Source organism: Alkalinema sp. FACHB-956 (genome assembly GCF_014697025.1).
In the GTDB taxonomy this organism is placed as follows: Bacteria; Cyanobacteriota; Cyanobacteriia; order Leptolyngbyales; family Leptolyngbyaceae; genus Alkalinema.
Map to the genome: position 1 here is coordinate 1 of NZ_JACJRC010000034.1, position 20176 is coordinate 20176.

A 20176-nucleotide genomic window follows, 5' to 3' on the forward strand; every position below is an offset into this window, starting at 1 on the left:
GGGATGGTCTGGCTATCCCTCGCAGCGTCCCCCTGGTGTTGTGACGATCGTCAAGGGTCTACAACGGTTTGAAGGCATTTTCTTAGGTTGGAAAATGACTTTCCCCTGACTTGTGTGTACACGGTAGCCCGTCCTGGGAGAGGGATTTAGGGTATTGAGCTATGTATTGATAATAGTTACCAGAGTCATAGACCTCTGACAGACGGTAAGTATCTGACAGACGGTAAGTAATAGAGAACCCCACCCTCGGTAAAATACCTGCCTGGGGTGAGGTTCTTTATAGTTATGAGACTGTCAGATTATCTGAATTCGAGTTCTACTAGGGAGTTTAGAAGAATGGGCGATCGCGCATCGGGTTGAGTCAATTGATCAGATAGCAACGCTAGCAGCATTGAACTCTCTCATTATTCCCCCAGCACTCAAATAGAATATAGCCAGAAGCGCTTGATTACTAAGCGGTTAGGCCATTGGAGTATTGAGCTCTGTATTGACAACAGTTACCGGAGTAATAACTATCTCATGAATCTGTGATCGCCAGTTCATAGACCGATCGAATCCGTTGAGCAATCACAGGCCAAGTATAATTCGCAGCAACATAATCTCGGCAATGTTGCTGATTAGGCAGTTGACGAATGCCGGATAATACTTCTTGGATACCCTGCGCCAGATGTTGGCTGGAAGCACTTTCAAATAGGCAATCCTGAGATAACGGGCTGAGGATTTCCGGAATAGAATCGACGGGAGTACCTAAAACAGGAGTTCCAGCAGCCAGCGATTCGATAATAATTAAACCAAATCCTTCGTAGGCTACAGTGGGCACAACAGAGAAATTAGCAGCGCGATAGGCTACAGGTAAATCTTCATCTGGCATAAATCCTAATAATTGGACATGATCTTCAAGATTGAGTTCTTGAATTTGTTTTTGTAGGGTATCTGCTAGATAGCCTTTACCTGCAATCATCAACAAGACATCGGGATAGGAATAACGAATTTTGTCAATCGCTGCAATCAGATTTTCCAATCCCATTCGTTTGGCTAACCGTCGTACCGACAAGATAATGGGGCGATCCTGTGGCCAACCCAGTTGAGTTCGAGCTTGTTGCAGTGAAATATTGGGATTAAAATGCTGCATCTCAACACCAGGGGGAATGATGTGAATGCGCTCACGAGGAATATGATATTCCTGATGCAATATGTTCTGAAATGCTTGCGAAAGGACAATAAATTTTTGAGTTCGATTGTAGCAAACTTGTTCAAGCCCCTGTCGCAATCGAATTCCCATTGTTTTAGCCCCCCCATGTTCAACTAAGCTTTCGAGTGCCCAAGGGCCCTGGAAGTGAGTAACAAGGGGGCGATCGCCCAATATATCTAAAATTGGGAACGTATAGAGAGCAAAATGAGAAACCACAAGGGGATAGTCTTGATCTAATAGAATTCGTTTGGCAAGCAAGCGTTGCTTATACCAGCGCTGTAATAGAGAATCACTGGGAGGGGCAAAGCTACTGACTATCCGATTCGTATCTCGTTCAATGTTGGGAGATCCCACAACCAGTCCTCGGGCATTGATACCCGCTTGCGGCAAGTGTTGGATGCAGTCAAAGAATACCCGATTGAGTCCTCCCGCTCTTTCAGGAAACCACTCCATACCAATTTGGAGCGTATTGAGCGTGGATAAATTTGTAGAGTGTAGTAACTGCATTAAACTAAGCCTTCTAGTGAGTCAGCATTATTTTGAACAATAGCGCAACCGATGATCTTATATCTCAACCTGTAGGCTATCTTGATTGCTAAACGATCTATCCAAGGTCATACCTGCCCAAATTTCCAAAACCAATAATGTCCAGAGTTGCTGACCCCAATCTACTTGACCAGAAAAATGTTCTTGCAACATCTGTTCAATTGCAGTTGGCTCAAACCAGCCACGATCCTGAAAGGCAGAACTACGCAAAGTGACTTTCAAGTAGTTAGCAAGATGACCTGTAAGCCAAGCACTTGCAGGCATAACAAATCCACGCTTACGGCGATAAATCACCTCTGCTGGAACATAGCGAGTTGCAAGGCGCTTCAGTAAATATTTAGTGGTAAATCCTTTGATCCGAAGATCGGTGGGAATGCGGGCAGAATATTCGATCAATGTTTTATCGAGCAATGGCGATCTCGCTTCCAGTGAAAACGCCATTGTTGAGACATCCATTTTAGTCAGCAGTTGATCAGGTAAGTAAGTGCTAAAGTCACCATATAAAGCGCGATCAACATCATCGGTTGCTCTAGCACGGTTCCAAACCTGGCTATAGAGTAAATCAGGATGGTAATTGCCTAGCTGCTGACGAAATTCTGGGGTATAAATTTGATGACGATAGGAGCGAAAGGCACGATCGTAGATAAACGCTGCCTCAGCGGTAGTCTTTCCTGTTTGAGCTAGCATTCCTAGGTTTTTCAAAGATCCCTGTTGAATATCAGTGAATATTTGTCCTAAAGCGCTACGGAGTGCTGGGGGGAGAAAGCGACGATAGGACTCAGCAGCTCTTGCAATCACTGGACGGGAATATCCAGCAAAGACTTCATCTCCCCCATCCCCATTCAAAGCAACCGTAACATGCTCCCGTGCTGCTTTGGCAACATAGTAGGTGGGAACAATCGACACATCTGCTAGGGGCTGTCCATACTGCCCAATAATTTCAGGTAACTTGAACAGGAAATCGGGCTGCAGGACATATTCATGCAAATTGACTTGATGCCCCAAATGTTGAGCTACTTTACGGGCATAGTTGCGCTCGTCAAATGCCTGATCCTCAAAACCGATGACCACGGCATCCACAGGTTCTTGTCTTTCCTGCGCCATCATGGCAACAACTAAACTGGAGTCTACCCCACCGGAGAGAAAGGCTCCTAGGGGGACATCACTCATCAAGCGACGGCGTACAGCTTGACGAATCAAATGATCTAATTCTTCCAGGATTTCTGCTTCTGATTGCTTAGTTTTTTGGCTATAGTCCACATCCCAGTAACGTTCAAGGGAGAGTTTCTGAGTAGGATAATGATACCTGAGGTAATGAGCTGGGGGAAGTTGATGAATCCCTTGAAAAATAGAATAGGGAGCAGGTACGGCTTGGTAGGTGAGGTAAGCATCCAGGGCGATCGGATTAACATTTGGAGTTTGGGGTAGAAGCGCGCGGAGAGAATTAAGGGTGGAGGCAAAACTAAAGGTTCCATCTTCATAATGATAGAAGAAAGGCTTTTTACCAACGCGATCGCGGGCTCCATAGAGGGTTTGGGTGCGATTATCCCAGATAGCAATCGCAAACATGCCATCAATACGATCGAGCATCCGTTCCCATCCCCAAGCAAGGTAGCCATTCAGGATGACTTCAGTATCCGTACCGGAACGAAAGGGATAATCGGCTTTCAGCTGATTCCGTAATTCTTGGTAGTTATAGATTTCTCCATTAAAGACAAGCATGACTTGACCGTCAGAGCTGACCATGGGTTGATGCCCAGCGGGGCTGAGGTCGAGGATAGCAAGGCGACGAAACCCAAAGATGGCTTGCCCCATTTGGTGAAGCCCAGCGTCATCTGGTCCACGCTCCCACATGCGATCGCGGGCTACTTCTATTTGAGCAAGAGAAGTACGAGATGAAGTTCCAATCAGTCCGATAATTCCGCACATAGATAATCCTAAAAAACTAATAGTGACTGTTAAAAGTTAAATATCTATCAGATATTTGGAGTGAGCCCTTAAACACGGATAGACGAAAGATGATTTCGAGGAAATTCTGCCAGCCCATTACATTTTGATGATCATCTCGCATCTTCGTGATTAATGGGTCGAGCAGGTATACCAACAACTGTGTGATTAGAAGCAACATCACGGGTTACAACCGCTCCAGCACCAATTACTGCTCCAGCACCGATTGTTAGTGTTTCATCCTCACGACTAATAATAGTTACATTCGCTCCAATAGTCACGTTATCTCCGACGATGATACGATAGGGAGATCCGATCCAAGTAGAGGTGGCTAAAGTAACGTTATGAAAAATTTTGACACCTTTCCCAATAGTGACATTAGGATGAATCACTACTCCTAATCCAAAATGCTCTAAACAAATATCATTCTCTACTTCTGCCTCATAGGGGAGAATTGCATGAAAAGTCAGAAAGTTTATCCCCTTCAAGATCCTTGCAAGAATAGTCATCCTAGCATGATAAGCTTGACGACTCAGTTTCCACAGCAGATTAGGATTCATAGCATTCTATTTTAGAAAGTAGATCTATAGACGCAAGACACACTCGATAGAAGACGATTGAACTTTTCATGCACTACTGAAACAGTTCTATTATTTTGAGAATTGAAATAGTTATCAAGGTTGTATACTCCTCCTCTAGTTTCTTGCTCATCAATCAAGATATAATATTCACTATTTACAAACACAGTAGGTAATCCATACACAGTAATCTGTACACAGCAAGTTTTTCTTCAAGAGATCGCTGTTGATTTAGACAAAAATGGACTGCACCATATTCCGTAAGTAAGGTTTCATACTCACCTCCCCCAGAGACAACAGCAACCGTATGCCCTGCTTGAGCCTGTAAGCAAGCTAGATCGACGGCAACGTTCACGATACCCTTACCAAGTCTCTGAACATGATTTAAAATATGAAGAATTCGCATCGTTTTGACCTTAAGTAGGGTGATTGACTACACTCCCAACCAGTTCTTGAAAAGTCGTTTCCAACGCCCAAACTTAGCAATCAGGTAAAACATCAAAACAGGTTTTTGTAAGCCTAGTGAGAACCAGTCATGCAGATTCCATTGATCTGACCGATTCTGAAACTCCATGGGCGTAAATGAAGCATTAGTCCAAGTCAATACTAGACCACGTTTCAGGAAAATAAACGGAGTAGCACCATGGTATTTGAGATTTGCCCCCAGATGAGTTGGCAGATTAGTAGTCACATCACCGAAGGCATCAGAGATTAAGGCAATCCCCCCAAAAGTCAACATGGCAGCTATATCCGCTACTGCTTTTAGCGGATTTGGCAAATGCTCAAGTACGTCAATAGAAATCACAACATCAAAAGAACCATCTAATAAATCATCATAGTTACTGATAATATGGATGGATGAGTTGAGCAAACCATAGGCTTCAAAGCGTTTTGAAACAAACCGATAATTTTGGCTCCCTGGAAAGTCTAAATAGTAAACTGTAAAACCTGAATTGGCTAAGCAAATGGAATCATTACCTGAACCATCCCCTAGGATCAAAATCTTAAGTTGTTTCTGATCCTGACTGGTTTCCCTAGCATAATTCTGAATGCGGTCAATTAGGATATTAGTCAAGTTCTGTCGTCCCGATCTTGCCCAATAGACCATCGTCTCAAATATGAATGCATGACTATCTCGATAGAGATCTTCCATGGAACCGTCATAGTGATGAGGTGTAATGTGATACTTTTCCGCATCTTGACAGACATTCCATCCAATTGTTAAGGCTTCTTGCCAAACTCGCTGCTTCACCTCTTCTCGCTCTAGTTGAGTGAACTGAGTAATCTCATCTACAATGTCATCCATGCTAACTGGAATAGAGATTTTGACAAGGCTCGTGCTTACGTTAGTCATATTAATTACCACGTTAATCATTAATATTCGAGATGATTCAAAAACTATGGAGACGAATGGATGGAAGCCAATGGCACATCAGAGATAAGTTGCGCCGATCTCATTTTGGACTTGTAGTAATGCTCTCCAGCTAAAATGAGTCCTAGAAAACTCCATGCAGCGATGCCAGAGAGGCTCGTCAGTGTCGTAGTCACCCACATTTGCAGACAGCCAATGACACTGATAGCAAATCCTGTACTCAGAAAAGAATCGGCTACCCATCGCTGCTTAATTTTGGCAGCGCTCAACAAGGAAATTAGCAGGCCAATCAGATAAGGAATTGCACCAATCCACCCTAGACTCAGAAACAAGTCAATGAATCCACTATCCACAACTAGGGAAATTATTTTCCCATTCTGCTCAATCCAAGAAGAACCGAGGCCATTGCCCACTGGATTCAGCAGGGCACTAAATAATCCAGTATCATAAATCTCCATCCGTCCAGTTAAACTATTATCTTGCGGATCGGTTAGGGTCTCAATGCGCGTGTTAATTGTCTCTGCAAAGGGATCCATAGTGACGAGCGGAATGGCACACATAATAATGAGAACAATGGAGAAGAGCAATCTTGCTTGAAATTTTGGTTTGAGCGAAGTTACCAGCATCAGTAGACCTGCTCCCCAGCCCAACCATGCAGTTCGTACCAGAGATAGCAAAATTGCAAGATAACCAACTCCACTGATAGGGATAGCGAAGGGTGAGGAACTAGTGAGCAAAAATAAAAGTCCAGCCATAATAAAGACAGCGAAAGCACCCGGTGAATGCATCGTACTCCAAATTCGCATCTTCAGTGGTTCGGGCAGCCCTGCACTGGAGAGCTGCGACTCCCTCAACCAAAGAGCATCCCATTCTGGAGCAACTAAATATTGATAAACACCATACACGCCTGTAATCAGAACCCCCCAGAGAAACACTTGTCGAATCGTTTTTGAATACTCAGGATAGTATCGCCAGTTTTGCAGATAGTAGAGTGCAAAGACGATCGGTGAGAGCCAATCCAACATGGTGCGAAAGACCCCAAAGGGGGGATTGCGTAGTAAACCAATTAACGTTGCATATAGAACGCCAGCTCCTGCTAGAAGTAAGGGTGTTGCTCCCATTCGGTTAAGCTTTGGGATGTTGGAGAGAATACTTAACAGTGGAATGAAGGTGATGAGATAGGGAGCAATTAAAATAATTCGTTGGGGATCCCAGCCACTACGATAATCCACTAGACGGGCGAATAGAGGTGTGAGCATCCAAACCCACCAAACAAAAGCTTGGTAGATCACTGGATATTTCTGGTAGAGAAAAAGTGCTACTGCAACTGTGAGCACTGGATAAAGAAGACGCGTGATTGATCCAATACCAACGAAGCCACCCAGCAAGAAGAAAAGACCCCAAACCAAGAGGAGCAACCAGGCATCAGGCGGATTAGGGATGAAGGATATCTTTTTCACGGTAGATCATCTTTTCGCGGGTCAACTACTCTAGGCTCGTGCCAAAACTCCTTTTACTATTCCTTTCATCGTGAGGTTGATCCGGTGAATCTGGGAAAATAGTGGGCCCAAACCGAGTTGAATTGCTTGTAATCTTAGTCGCAGTTCTAAGCAATCTCCTAATTCCAGCAGGAGGCGAGTGAGTTCCGCTTTTTCTTGGGAGGTAAACCAGGGTTCATAACAGGATGCTGCATGATTTAGGGCTAGACTTCTGCGCGATCGCCAGATTGGTTGAGTGTTCCAGCCACGACGCTGAAAGGCAGGAATCATAGTTTCTTCAAAGGTTCTGATCAGCCCGCGAATTTCTAATCCTTTGCGCCTAGGGCGAGTTCCTTGAGCATCTGTCCAAACTCGGTAGCAAGACAAAATTTTTGGGGAGTAGACATTTCCATAGCCTGCATCCGCGATTCTGACCGAGAGATCATAGTCTTCAGCGAAGTCAGGACGCCCCTCATAGAAATTAAGTTCTCGAAGAACAGGAGCACGAAACATACAGATATTAGCTGCCACTCGATAGCCAGTTACAGATGCTTTGAGTGCTGTATCGCCATCATGATATTCATGGGAGCGATGGACTCTCCGAATGCCTCGTTGGTTACCAAATTGGTCAATTTCCTGCACAGCAGCATGGGCATAACCAGCATCTGGATATTTTTCGAGGAGTGCCAGTAATGTGGTGACGTAGTCTGGCAAGAGTAAGTCATCGGAGTCTAGACGAATGATATAGTCGGTCTGGGGCTGACGCAAAAGCCAAGAGTTATTTCCTGCAATGCCTAGGTTTTTGGGTTGACGATAATAGTGAACTTGTTGATACTGTTGGCAGAGTTGGGCCATTACATCTTGAGTATCGTCAGTACTCGCATCGTCTGAAACCCAGACTTCTAGATTGGGATAGGTTTGCTGGCAAATGCTTTCAACTGCCAAGCGTAGGTATTGGGCTTGGTTATAGGTTGGGATACACACAGCAACGGTTGGGGGAGACGATTGCATGGTTCTACTCTCTCTGTAGCTTTTGCTGATGGATGAACTCAAATAAATCAACGTAGTGTTTTGCCATGGTTGACCAACTGTATTGTTCGGCAATCTTGCGAGCAGTCTGCCCCATCTGATGTCTTAAATTGGATTGTGTCATCAGTTTGTGAGCAGCTTCCGCGATCGCCACCGAGTCTTCGGAATCAGGTAACACAATGCCACAATCGGGGTGAATAATTTCCGAGCCACCTGTCGTTTTTGCAGTAATCACAGGCAGACCGGATGCCATGGCTTCTAATACTACGAGTGTGCAGGCTTCATATCGGGATGGAAAGATGAAGAAATCAACGGCTCGCATGATGGCTGGCAGGTCGCGGCGGTATCCCAAAAAGTAGGTTCGATTGCTGACTCCCAAGTTGATCGCCATCTGTGGGAAAGGACTCTGCTCAGGATTGCCGACCACTGCCAGATGTAGCTCAGGAACCTGTTGAAGGGCTTTGAGAATGGTATCTAAATTTTTTCGGTTCGATCGAATATCGCCAGCGAAAAGCGCAAGGGGAACCGAATTGGGTAACTGCCATTGGCTGCGATCGGACTGACCCGGATGAAATTCATCGAGGTCAACGCCATTAAAAATGACTTGAATCTGGGATGGGCTGATGCCAATTTCAGTGAGTTCCTGTCCCACTTTTTGAGAGACGGCCACAACAGTTCTTGCTTGACTGAGGATGGGATGCTCTAGGAGTGCATTAAATTTGCTGTATAACCATTGATAGCTGCCATACAGGTTGCGATGAATTTGAGCGGGATGGACAGAGGATTGCAGCCAAGCACTATGGACAAAGTGAACTGCATTGACATCTGCCGGATAGGATGTAATGGTGCCGTTAATCTTAGTGACATCATAATGATGAGCATTCTGCTTCAGCCACTGGTGACTGTGATGCATGAAGGCGAGATTTTTGAATAACTCTGTTGGGAGACTTGCAACGGAAATCTTGATCCAATTGAGATTAGGGTGATCTTGTAGCTCAGGCGCGATGCTACTGGCTAGTAGAGTCAGTCGATGACCACGATGCAAGACCTCACGAGCCACTTCGTAATTGACTCGTCCTTGCCCATCTCCTTTAGCGACTTTGTGAGTAACAATACAAGCTTTCATGGTGTCATAGGTCTCACGTTATGAGGGATGGGAGTTCATCCAGGTTTGCAACCCTTGCCAGCGACCCACTAGGCATGACCATCCTTTCTGGACGGCTAGCCAGCCTTCTTGAGGGAATAGTCGTAAGACTTGGATCAGACCAGGATTGGTTCTTGTTCCAATCAGATTTGACCAGATCAGGAAAATTAAACGACGTAAAGGAGAAAGATAGTCGAGCAAGGCTAACACTTCATTATGGGATTGATTAATGGTAGCGATCGCATTGAAGCTACCGCGCTGATCATCATCAAACCGTTGAGCAGGGTAGTGGTTGACAGCAACGGCGGGATCGTAGATGAGTTTCCAGCATCGACGTTTGACTGAGAGACTGAACGCCAGATCGTTATGCACCTGTGCACCTTGTCCTTTCAGACGATCGTCAAACCGTAGTCCTTCGATCGCTTCCCGTCGATAGCTCATATTGGCACCTTTGAGGATGTCAACTTCGCGGGCCTCTCCAATTCCAATGTGATGATTGCCCACGACTCGCCCAAACCATTGAAGAATACCAACCTGATTTTCAGATCCCTCTAGGAGTCGATCGCCTAAATAAACCCAGTCCCGACCACCCACACCACCCACAGTTGAATCAGAGAGATAATGCCCTTTAATTTGCTCTAACCAAGTCGGTGCAGGAGCAGCATCATCATCAGTAATGGCAATTATATCGCCCCGTGCAACAGCCATCCCCCCATTCAAGGCCGCTACTTGTCCCGGCAGCCACACATTAACCACTTGCAGAGGCAATGCCTCAGCGGTAAAACTCCGTAGAAATTCATGAGTTTCATCATCGGTATCACGCACCACAACTAAAACCTCATCAGCATGACAAGACTGCTGTTTGAGGGCTTCGAGGCAGCGCGCCAAATCTCGGCAACGTCGATAAGTTGGAACCAGAACCGATACTTTCATAGTTGCATCCAACATAATTGTATCCAGAGTAAATCAAGGTTAAATCTCTGTTGATACAGCACTTTACTTGACTGATCGATACAGCAGCTCACAGCAGACATGGCTTCAGACATTATTGTATTTGCTCCTTATCGTTACGCAATCTGCTGTAACCCTCTTCTATCAAACTGGGTTCAAATATTGCGTTCCCGTAGGATGAAATGACGTAAAGTCGCCGAAAATCCACAAACTGACAAAAGAGAGGTAAGTAGCTAGGTGGAATAAATGTAGGATGTGTAAAGCCTGCGGCATCCCAGAAAAAACGCTAGCTGTAACGCATCAATAACTTAACACTTCCTACCAACAGAAATTCAACATATTTTCGACAACAGGGAGTAAGTTACCCGGCAGACAAAGCAACACAAAGTGGATAAATCCTTTGACTGACAAACGATTCTGTAACGTATAGTGATCAGACATATATATTGCTAAGGCTTGTTTTTTTCTGCCTTTTTTCAGCAACTTACTCACCGCTGGTGAAGCGTATTGTTGGAGCCTTTCTCTTCTCGAAGGTTCGATCGAGGCTGGCAAGTCAAGCTCTTTAACTAAGTTAAACGTAATATCACTATAGTTGTTATTTCTCAAAATTGAATTATCGGTCAACCGATATGCGGAAACATATTTGTCAATGAAATAGAAAGCTGACTGATTTTTGGCAATCCGTAGGCCAAAATCATAGTCACAAGCATCTCCAACTGTTGCACCATCACGGTAGCCGACTGCTCGTGCAACTTCCGTTAAAATCATATAACCGTTATTTGGAAATTGACCCATCAGGGCTGACCACTGCGAGGATGACTGTAATCCGGCATACTTTTCGGATCGAAAATAATGACAATTCAGTTGGTTGGAATCTTTCTCCAGAATTTTACCATCCATGCTGGCCACAAACTGTTTACCAAAACAAGCGACTAAGTCAGGATGGTCATCCCAAACTTGGATCAAAGTACTCACCGCATCTTCGAGCAACCAGTCATCATCATGAATTAAGACAAGCCGATCTCCTTGCGCTAAGTAGAAGAGTTGATTTACATTACCCGCTTGCCCCAGTGGTTGAGCATTACGATAGTACCGAATTCTATCCGATCGCTGCAACTGAACAATGGCCACCTCTGACAATTCATCCGGCGAATCATCAGAAATAATAATTTCAATATTGTGATAGGTTTGATTCAAACAGGACTGAACCGCACAAAGCAGCAAATCAGGGCGTTTATAGGTCGGAATACAAATAGAAATCAGCGAATTCATACACCACCAAATGAGTAGGAATAGATAGGTGCAGTAAGCAGAGACAGGGTCAGAAAAATCAAGGGGATTAATCTGAGTCGATTATCTGGCAGCCAAACAGACAGATTATTGAGTGGGGACAATCTCACTAGCAGGGTCTAAGATATTCACTGGCGGCCAATCTAAGCCATATTGTTCAATGAGTTGACCAGCCGATTGTGTAAGTTCGGCTTTATAGGAGACAGATCGTAGGCGTCTTAATAATTTCCGGAAAGGATAAGTGGAATCAGTGCGGCAGATCTCATAGATATTCACCGCACAATGAACTGGATCAGGCTTACTGAAAGCCAGTAACAACCTTTCATGAATATATTGATCGAGATTTTTCGACAACAGCTTCCGGAAATCGAGAGGTTTCGGAACCGATCTTATATTCATACTAGATTCTAAAGCAGCCAGATTTTTCTTGGCAATTTCGATATAGTTTATTGAGCCTTGGAGTCCATCAGCGAGAGCAGTAGCTTGTTCGGGATAGAGCCGCCAAGTCGCTAGAAGCTGAGGCAAATAAATCACATCGGAAAATAGCCCCAGACGCATTGACCAATCATAGTCACCCACAGAGCCATATTGCGATGAAAAACCGCCCATTTTCGCAATCAGATTCCTTCTAAATACCAACGAAGTAATCGTCATATAAATAGTGCCATACATGTAATGCATGAATACTTCACACAATCCCGATCTGCGATGGGGAGATCGGTTCACTTCCGCATAGATCGGAAATCGGTTACATACATATTCATCTGGGTCGTATAGCATATCACCCTCTTGATCAATCAATGCGTATTGAAAATGACAGATATCGACATCAGGATGCTGATCAAGCATATTCACCGTACTATCCACTAATGACGGATAACAAATATCGTCACTCGTAAGGATATAGAAATATTCGGTATCGACATGCTCTAGGCTGTAGTTCCAATCTGCATACATGCCCTGCCCCAGACCCCGCTTGAGCAAGAATCGTGGATCATGGACAAATTGCTGCATATATTCCCAACTACCATCATCGGAGTTACCATCAATAAAAACACATTGCCAATCTTGACAGGTTTGTGCCAACATACTTTCAATACAAGCGGGCAAATACTTGATCTTATTCCGGTTCGGGATACAGAACGTAAATTTTGGCTTGTTCATGATGAAATCTAATCAGATAGAGGGATGAGTATGAATCGAAGAAACAAAAACGATCCTAGAGCAGATTTAACATTTGGGAAGAACATTTTTAAGGAAATGGGCAGTACCAAAATTTTCAGAAAATATGTAGTCAGTTTTGCAGATAAAACCAAGGTGGTTTAATTTATCAAACAAGGCATCTTTTGATCCATTACGATGATGTTCCATCTGAATTTCCTGCACACTATTCAAATATTCAGGTGTCATGTTTTGAAACAAATCATGCTCCCCACCTTCAATATCAATTTTAAGTAGATCTATACGTCTATGCCCAAGTTTTTCTTCAACTATATCCAGTAAATCAGGAAATCTAATAGCAGATACAGTTTCTACACCAGTTGCATCTTCGGCTTCAACAAGATGACTCGTAGTACTTCCAAAACCGCCCGTCGCCATCGCACAGATAGCACGCCTAGAACTTATAGCTAGGGGAAGGGTTGTAATGCGCGAACTCAGCTGATTATTAACAATATTTTCCTCAAGTTGTCTGAAAGTACTGGGAAATGGTTCAAGGCAGATAACTTTCACGTCAGGCTCATGCTGAGCCGCAAAAATAGCAAATGAACCGATATTGGCACCCAAATCTACGATAACTTTACAATCTTTCGGAATTTTGTACTCAAATTTGCAGAAAATCACCCAGACAGTCGTTACGTCATAGAAGTCTTTTAAACGAATGGTATATCCTTTCCGAGTCATCACATCAAAAGGATATTGATTGACTAATCCCAAAAAACGAAATAAAAACCCCCACCAGTTTTTGAGATTGTACATGCACCACCAAGCTTCAGGAACTCGTTGCAGGTTGGAAGCAATTTTCGTGAATCTCGAAATCATCAAGCTGAAAGACATGGGTATATTCCTCAAAGAATTGTGTTACAGGTATAACGAAATATGGAACAATAAGTACATTGTTACAACATATAACTCAATGCTAAAACCAATAAACTCGTTGTCATATAAGAAATTTATGACATACCTAGTAGGCAACCGATTCAACCACTTTCTGTAAAGCAGAAATCATTTGATCAGCAATCCAATCAACATTAAAACTCTGTTCTGCAACCTTACGATTGTTAGCAATCACTTGATTACGATCACGATCAAGCTTCTCCAGTGCGGTAATCATGGCATCTTTCAACGCTTCTGGAGTATATTCCTCAAACAAGATTCCTGACTCTCCAATGAAGTCCTTCGTCCCATTGGTTGAACCGAGAACCACGGGTAAACCGCAACAGAGAGCTTCTGCGATCGAAGAACCAAAGTTCTCGGCTTCACTAGGTTGAACCACAACGTCACATTCGTGAAGGAGTTGTGGAATTTCCGATCTCGGGACAAATGGAATGTACTCCATTTGTCCTTTTTGTAGCAGTGGCTCCATCAATTTGCGATATCCTGGTACATGACGAAATCCACCCACAACTTTCAAATGCACATCTTGCCGCTCCTGTAAGAGTAATTCATAAGCTGCAATCATCAAATCAAATCGCTTACGAGGATCGATTCGCCCTAACCACAGAAAAGTTTTCTTATCCGTATTGCTCTTTAGACTCACTTTCTGTGGTGGCTGAAAGAGTTCTAGATTTATAGGGTAGGGCAGTATTCGTAAACGCTCTGGAGCAACCCCATACTCAATCATACGATCACGTGACCAAGCACTTTCACAAATCAAGAGATCACTATTAGCTATTTCTCGACCAACTTTAGGAGCTTCCAATGTGTAGTGAACAGCCGCCTTTAGATAAAAACCTGAACCACCGTATTTAATGATTTGCGATCGAAGTTTCTGAATATATTGCCATTCTGTTTGAGGTGTTCCCTGCAACCAACTGACGATCGGTAATCCCTTCACTTTAAATTTAGAATTAACACTTAGAAACAGCATCACATCATAATGCTGAGAATGATGTGATAAAATAATTTCTTCTTGCAAATATTTTTGATCTATCCGACTATCAAGGAAAACATGAACAGCAGGCCACAAATACGATTTATAAATCTCCTTTAAAAAGGTTGGAAGACAACTATAGATAGAACTTCCAACCACTCCCTTCGGTAGTTCAATGAACTTGAAATTAGAATAATCTAATAACTCATGAGGCTTATTAAAGCCATCCCAACCAAAAAAATCAATCTCAAGTCCCCGCTTCAACAGCTCTTCCAAAATCAGAAAGTTAGCACCAGCAACACTTCCCGTATTCTTATACACATAACCGTAACAAGCAATTTTCATCCTTCTACTCCCTTACCAACCACGCAAAGATTAACTTCACCAAAATCTAGTCAACGCTGAAGACAGTTCACGATGAAGTGCCTGTCATTACCAAGTGATAAATCCGTACAAAGTCCGCTCTACCAGGAATTAAATTGGGAGATCTCGACTTTAGAACGATCGGATAACTGACCATCACTGCAACTAAACGAAAGACACCTGAGATCAGGAGCGCATAAACCACCCCATACACTCCATAGGTTGGCACCCATAGAACAAACATCACAACATTTAGTCCTAGCCCTAACGCTTGTAAAAGTGTTGCCATTTCCGGGCGATCCAGTGCCATGAAAGGCTGCATCAAAATCTGTGTTGTTCCTAGCAAAATAGTGTAACCAACCAGCAATCTAAAAATGGGTGCCGCCGCTACAAACTCATTCCCATACAGTAACTCTAGTACCTGTGGCCCCAAGAGAACAACAGTTGCCCCCCCAACAATCGTCAGCACAAGCGTCACACGTGCTGTTTTTGCTGTCATCTCTACCACCTCATTCACAGGTCGTGCAGAAGCTTTAGGAAATAGAATACTTCCAGCAGAGATCTGTAGCATAGCAATCACACTCGCTAAGTTTAACGCTGCATTATAAATTCCAACTTCATAAGCCGCTAAAACCCCTACGATAAAAATCTGATCAATTTTGCTAGCTAGAGTCCCCAGTAAATCTAATCCATAGGATCTCAGACCATACCTAAAAAGATTTCTAAAAGATGCAGATAACCTGATAAATTTTGGCTGAATCTGTCTGCAAGCATGAACCAAAACCCATAGAACTAATATCACCTTAGGAATTATTCCAGCAATGATAAAATTAACAGGATTAATTATATTAAATTGAATCAAAATCCATAATGTAATTAGCGATAGCAGCGGAGAAGTAATATATCGAATTTGATTAGCAAAACCAAACTGCTCCTCAGCTTCCAAGGCAGCACAGGCTATCCCGTGGAGCATATCGAGCACCGCAGTTAATACAAACCATCGTGCAACTTGAATTACAATTTCAGGGCTTTTCGCTAGCCAGACTGGAATACAGAAAAAACCAACGATCGATGCAGCAGTTCCCAGTAAAGAGCCTAGTATTAAAGCAGTACCAAATAACTCGGATTTTTGTTCAGGATACCGCTTGAAATTATAAATCAAAGAATTGGTTAACCCTAAGGTTGCCATAAAAGCTAACAATTGCGGCCAAAGACTCATAGCTGCTAGCTCACCTCGCCCTTCAGGACCTAGATATCGTGCAGTAATCATTCCTGTTACGATCGTTAAAGCCATGAAGATAAAGCGAGCCAAAAAGGTTTGAGCAATTGTAGATGCACCATCTTTGCCCTGTAGAATCCAACGAATTTTAGCGTGAATCAATTTCACTGACCTTGACCTCTGGCTTGTTTCCGTAATTCTTAGTGGACTCCATAACCTTGGCAAACTGATTACTTATTAATAGTAAAATCGCTAAAACAACCCCTAAATAAAGGTTTCAAGGATCTTAGGACTTATCAACCGACCGCTCTAATCAACCTTGAGTTGAGATCGGATTAGACTTTTCCACACTCTCAAAATATGCAGCCGGTAGACTCACTCGTCCACGCAATTCATTCAGCCACACCAACAACTGCTGGCGCAAACCCACTCTTTGAATTAACCCACATAGTCCACTTGCTTTCAAAATGCGACCATCATAATTCACATAAAATTGCAGAGACTCACCCATCGCAGCAGATTGTTGGGAGGCTCGAAACAGGTAAGCAGCAATAATCAATAAACTATTTACACTAAACCGAACCATTTTCCCGAGCAGCGTATAGGAAACCTTTTGAGCAACCAATCCACAACTCTTCCCCGGCTTTAAATTGACATAAATCGGCTTACCCGCACGGTGAGCGACTTCCGCCCAGAATTGCAAGGCCGCCACACCCAGCTTGACATCTACCAATACCAACTTCACCGGCGACTTTCTCACCCGCTCCACTAGCCACTCCATCGGCACCGTCTCCGGAACCACGATCGCACTACGAGACGGCGCACGGCGCACAACCAACTTCTTCTGCCGCCACACCAGCGCATACCCTGCCATCGTTGCAGCCGAATTGATAGAAGGAACAGACGTTGAAAAGACAGGAGATTTTGTGTACATCATTGTGAACCAACACCGAATGTGAAAGGGCGTAAAACCAAATTTAAGGAAACGTATTTATAACCGAAACTTACATCCTTTGTCCGCTGTCGGAATTGAGACGAACTCGCTGATTAGCTTTTGCAGGCTCCTTCCAGAAAATCCTGAGAGTTCATCAGAACTTTGTAAACTTCTCCATCCACCTTTACAAAAACCCGATCGAGCCTGAGCCAAAACCATGGGTTTTACTTAAACTCAAACTGGAATTCTTCATAATTCTTATTCATAGCTGTTATTTCTCCTTTCCAATCTGTATTACCCAATCCGGGAAAATACGGAACAATCTTGGAATTAGAAGAAATTAACTTGCTCAGAACACCCTATTCAGTCAGCCCTGACCTTCTGCAGAAGCGGGTTTCAGAAGTCTCAGTAGATTCACGGAGTCGCCATTCACCGACAGACTCATCGAGAGGTTGCATCTGGTCGCATCTGGTCGTATCTGCACAGATCGATCGCGCAATACACCTACCGCCGTCAGGACTCGATCGGTCTCCCCATTGTTCCCGATCCCCCAAAAATTACAGCGAACCTTGCTACCAACTTGGATCCCATCCCTGGCCAACCCTACAACCCCCTCCAACCCTCCTAATCTTCCCCCCTTCCCCAATAAGACCAATCGTCAAACACAAGCGCATCCCCGCACTTCGGTAGAATGGGAAACGAAACTTGTTAAGTCTCGTTAAGAACCGGGGTTCTTCACCCATGCTCGACGCCATCCAAACCCAGCTCTACAGCCTGAGCCAGACCGCCAACCAACTCGTGCTCAGCCAACTCACCCACCTGACGATCGTCAGTATCGCCATTATCTTCGGTGCCGGATTGCTCACCAGCCTCACCCCCTGCACCCTATCCATGCTGCCCATCACCGTCGGCTACATCGGCAGCTACGAAGCCCAATCCCGCTGGCAAGGAGCCATTCAATCCGCCTGGTTTGCCCTCGGCCTTGCAACCACACTGACCGGGCTAGGGATTGTCGCCTCATTATTGGGCAGAGTCTATGGTCAGGTGGGACTGGGGTTACCGATCGTCGTGAGCCTTGTAGCAATCCTCATGGGCTTGAACCTCCTGGAAGTTCTCCCCCTCAGAATGCCCGCAGGTTTAGGACTGGACTGGATTTCCCAAGATTTACCCACCGGCGTGCGATCGTACCTGATTGGGCTGACCTTTGGCCTAGTCGCCTCCCCTTGCAGCACCCCCGTCTTGGCCACCCTGCTAACCTGGCTAGCCAGCCACCAAGACCCCCTCCTAGGCGGAGCCTTGTTACTGGCCTACACCGCAGGTTACGTGGCCCCCTTGGTGATTGCCGGAACCTTCACCGCCGCCATTAAGAAAATCCTAGAAATTCGCCAGTGGTCTGCTTGGATCACACCGACCAGTGGCGTTCTGTTACTGGGATTTGGCATGTTTTCCCTCGTCTCCCGTTTACCGTGGCAGTTTTAATCAAAAGCTACCGAGTAATCTGGTGACGAAACCGTTCGTTTTGTCATTGAAAAGCGTTATTTCCTCAAAGCTACTTCGCATTCCTGCCTTCATCACCAGTATTCCTACATTTATAGCAAATCCCAATTCCCATCCTATTAGCTGTTGATAATCCCTGCTGCCATGTCGATCGCGCCTACCAATCCTCCCATGAATCCCTTTACCGTTGTTAAACGCTTTATCAATCGAGAGATTTTACCTGTTTTAGGCAAATTACAACTCGCGATCGTTTTACTGTTAGTCATTGCCCTCTTCAGCATTTTGGGCACCGTCATTGAGCAGGGCCAGTCCGTTGCCTTCTACCAAGCCAACTATCCCGAAAAGCCTGCCCTCTTTGGCTTCCTGACTTGGAAGGTTGTACTCATCGCCGGACTGGATCACGTCTATCGCACTTGGTGGTATCTGTCTCTGCTGGTTCTGTTTGGTGCAAGTTTGACAACTTGTACCTTTAAGCGTCAGTTACCTGCGCTGAAATGGTTCACCCGCACCCAAAAACTCTACAGCCAACCCCGCCAATTCCAGAAATTCGCCCTGAGTGCGGAACTTACGCAACCCTCGATCGCCCCCCTCAAGTCGCTCCTGGAAAGTCGCAAATATACGATCGTACAAGAGGACAATCGACTCTATGCTCGCAAAGGTCTCATCGGTCGAGTCGGGCCGATTATTGTCCATGCCAGCATGTTGATTATTCTGCTCGGCGGGATCGTGGGAGCCATGACAGGCTTTGTCGCCCAGGAACTCATCCCCAGCGGCAATACCTTCAAGGTTCAAAACATTACCGATGCGGGGCCATGGTCTGGTTCCCAAATTCCCCAAGACTGGTCGGTCAAAGTCAATCGTTTCTGGATTGATTACCTGCCCACGGGGGAAATTGATCAGTTTTACTCCGATTTATCGGTGCTGAACCAGGCAGGAGAAGAAGTTCAACGCAAAACCATCCATGTCAATGAACCGCTGCGCTACCAAGGCGTAACGCTGTATCAGGCGGATTGGAATATTTCTGGGATTGCAGTCAAACTCAATAACAGTCCTGTTTTACAGTTTCCCATGGGACAAATTAAAGTACCCACGGGCGGACGGCTATGGGGTTCCTTTGTCCCAATTAAGCCCGACTTGAGTGATGGCGTCTCCCTAATCGTCAAAGATATGCAGGGCTTAGTCTTGGTCTATGGCATGGATGGCAAGTTGATTTCGACCGTGCGCAAAGGCATGGCCGTCGAAGTGAAAGGGATTAAATTGGCGATCGTCGATGTCACTGGCAGCACAGGGCTACAAATCAAGGCCGATCCGGGCATTCCGATCGTGTATTTGGGCTTCGGCTTAATGATGATTAGCGTCATTCTCAGTTACGTTTCCCACTCCCAGGTTTGGGGGCTGTGGCAGGAAGGCAAGCTATATATCGGAGGAACGACCAACCGAGCTCAGGTTGCCTTTGAACAGGAGTTCCTAGGCATTCTTGAACAGTTGAGTGCAGCGGAAAAAGTGGAGACCCTAGCAGGAAAAAACTAGGGATCGCTGCAAGAG

General features: G+C 44.8%; 16 protein-coding genes and 1 pseudogene. 2 read left to right on the plus strand and 15 right to left on the minus strand.

The window, feature by feature from the left end; all coding sequences use genetic code 11:
- Positions 1-517 precede the first annotated feature (517 nt).
- The 15 genes and pseudogenes from H6G21_RS22420 to H6G21_RS22485 all read right to left on the minus strand — a co-directional run bounded on the left by H6G21_RS22420 (position 518) and on the right by H6G21_RS22485 (position 17137).
- Positions 518-1699, minus strand: coding sequence for a glycosyltransferase family 4 protein (locus H6G21_RS22420; RefSeq protein WP_199307391.1), 1182 nt, complete (start codon positions 1697-1699; stop codon positions 518-520).
- 57 nt (positions 1700-1756) lie between these two features.
- The gene (gene asnB, locus H6G21_RS22425) at positions 1757-3667 is read right to left on the minus strand and encodes an asparagine synthase (glutamine-hydrolyzing) (RefSeq protein WP_190576205.1); all 1911 of its coding nucleotides are present in this window, start codon (positions 3665-3667) and stop codon (positions 1757-1759) included.
- Positions 3668-3798: 131 nt separating this feature from the next.
- Positions 3799-4245, minus strand: a complete 447-nt coding sequence (locus H6G21_RS26100; RefSeq protein ID WP_199307392.1) for a hypothetical protein — start codon at positions 4243-4245, stop codon at positions 3799-3801.
- Positions 4246-4483: 238 nt separating this feature from the next.
- Positions 4484-4669, minus strand: a pseudogene (locus H6G21_RS26385) (glycosyltransferase); the annotation flags it as partial.
- Between the two features lie 27 nt (positions 4670-4696).
- Positions 4697-5569, minus strand: coding sequence for a methyltransferase domain-containing protein (locus H6G21_RS22435; RefSeq protein ID WP_190576207.1), 873 nt, complete (start codon positions 5567-5569; stop codon positions 4697-4699).
- 92 nt (positions 5570-5661) lie between these two features.
- On the minus strand, positions 5662-6894 hold the full coding sequence (locus H6G21_RS22440) for an O-antigen ligase family protein (RefSeq protein WP_190576210.1): 1233 nt from the start codon (positions 6892-6894) through the stop codon (positions 5662-5664).
- A gap of 231 nt (positions 6895-7125) precedes the next feature.
- Entirely contained in the window at positions 7126-8124 is a 999-nt protein-coding gene (locus H6G21_RS22445; protein WP_190576214.1) for a glycosyltransferase family 2 protein, read from the minus strand.
- A 4-nt stretch (positions 8125-8128) separates the two neighbouring features.
- Complete coding sequence (locus H6G21_RS22450) at positions 8129-9268, minus strand: glycosyltransferase family 4 protein (RefSeq protein WP_190576216.1); 1140 nt, start codon at positions 9266-9268, stop codon at positions 8129-8131.
- Between the two features lie 18 nt (positions 9269-9286).
- Positions 9287-10219 (minus strand): glycosyltransferase family 2 protein, encoded by a 933-nt coding sequence (locus H6G21_RS22455; RefSeq protein ID WP_190576217.1) that lies wholly within the window; start codon positions 10217-10219, stop codon positions 9287-9289.
- Between the two features lie 336 nt (positions 10220-10555).
- Entirely contained in the window at positions 10556-11509 is a 954-nt protein-coding gene (locus tag H6G21_RS22460; protein ID WP_190576219.1) for a glycosyltransferase family 2 protein, read from the minus strand.
- 105 nt (positions 11510-11614) lie between these two features.
- Positions 11615-12691: a glycosyltransferase gene (locus H6G21_RS22465; protein WP_190576223.1), complete on the minus strand. Its 1077-nt coding sequence runs from the start codon at positions 12689-12691 to the stop codon at positions 11615-11617.
- Between the two features lie 66 nt (positions 12692-12757).
- Positions 12758-13582, minus strand: coding sequence for an FkbM family methyltransferase (locus H6G21_RS22470; RefSeq protein WP_190576225.1), 825 nt, complete (start codon positions 13580-13582; stop codon positions 12758-12760).
- A gap of 127 nt (positions 13583-13709) precedes the next feature.
- Positions 13710-14963 (minus strand): glycosyltransferase family 4 protein, encoded by a 1254-nt coding sequence (locus tag H6G21_RS22475; RefSeq protein WP_190576236.1) that lies wholly within the window; start codon positions 14961-14963, stop codon positions 13710-13712.
- Positions 14964-15030: 67 nt separating this feature from the next.
- Entirely contained in the window at positions 15031-16368 is a 1338-nt protein-coding gene (locus tag H6G21_RS22480; protein WP_190576238.1) for an oligosaccharide flippase family protein, read from the minus strand.
- 145 nt (positions 16369-16513) lie between these two features.
- On the minus strand, positions 16514-17137 hold the full coding sequence (locus H6G21_RS22485; protein WP_190576240.1) for a hypothetical protein: 624 nt from the start codon (positions 17135-17137) through the stop codon (positions 16514-16516).
- A 738-nt stretch (positions 17138-17875) separates the two neighbouring features.
- Between H6G21_RS22485 and H6G21_RS22490 the strand changes: the two genes are divergently transcribed.
- Together H6G21_RS22490 and H6G21_RS22495 are read left to right on the plus strand one after the other, a co-directional pair.
- Entirely contained in the window at positions 17876-18613 is a 738-nt protein-coding gene (locus H6G21_RS22490; RefSeq protein ID WP_190576243.1) for a cytochrome c biogenesis protein CcdA, read from the plus strand.
- A gap of 162 nt (positions 18614-18775) precedes the next feature.
- Entirely contained in the window at positions 18776-20161 is a 1386-nt protein-coding gene (locus tag H6G21_RS22495) for a cytochrome c biogenesis protein (protein ID WP_190576245.1), read from the plus strand.
- The last annotated feature ends 15 nt before the right edge of the window (positions 20162-20176 follow it).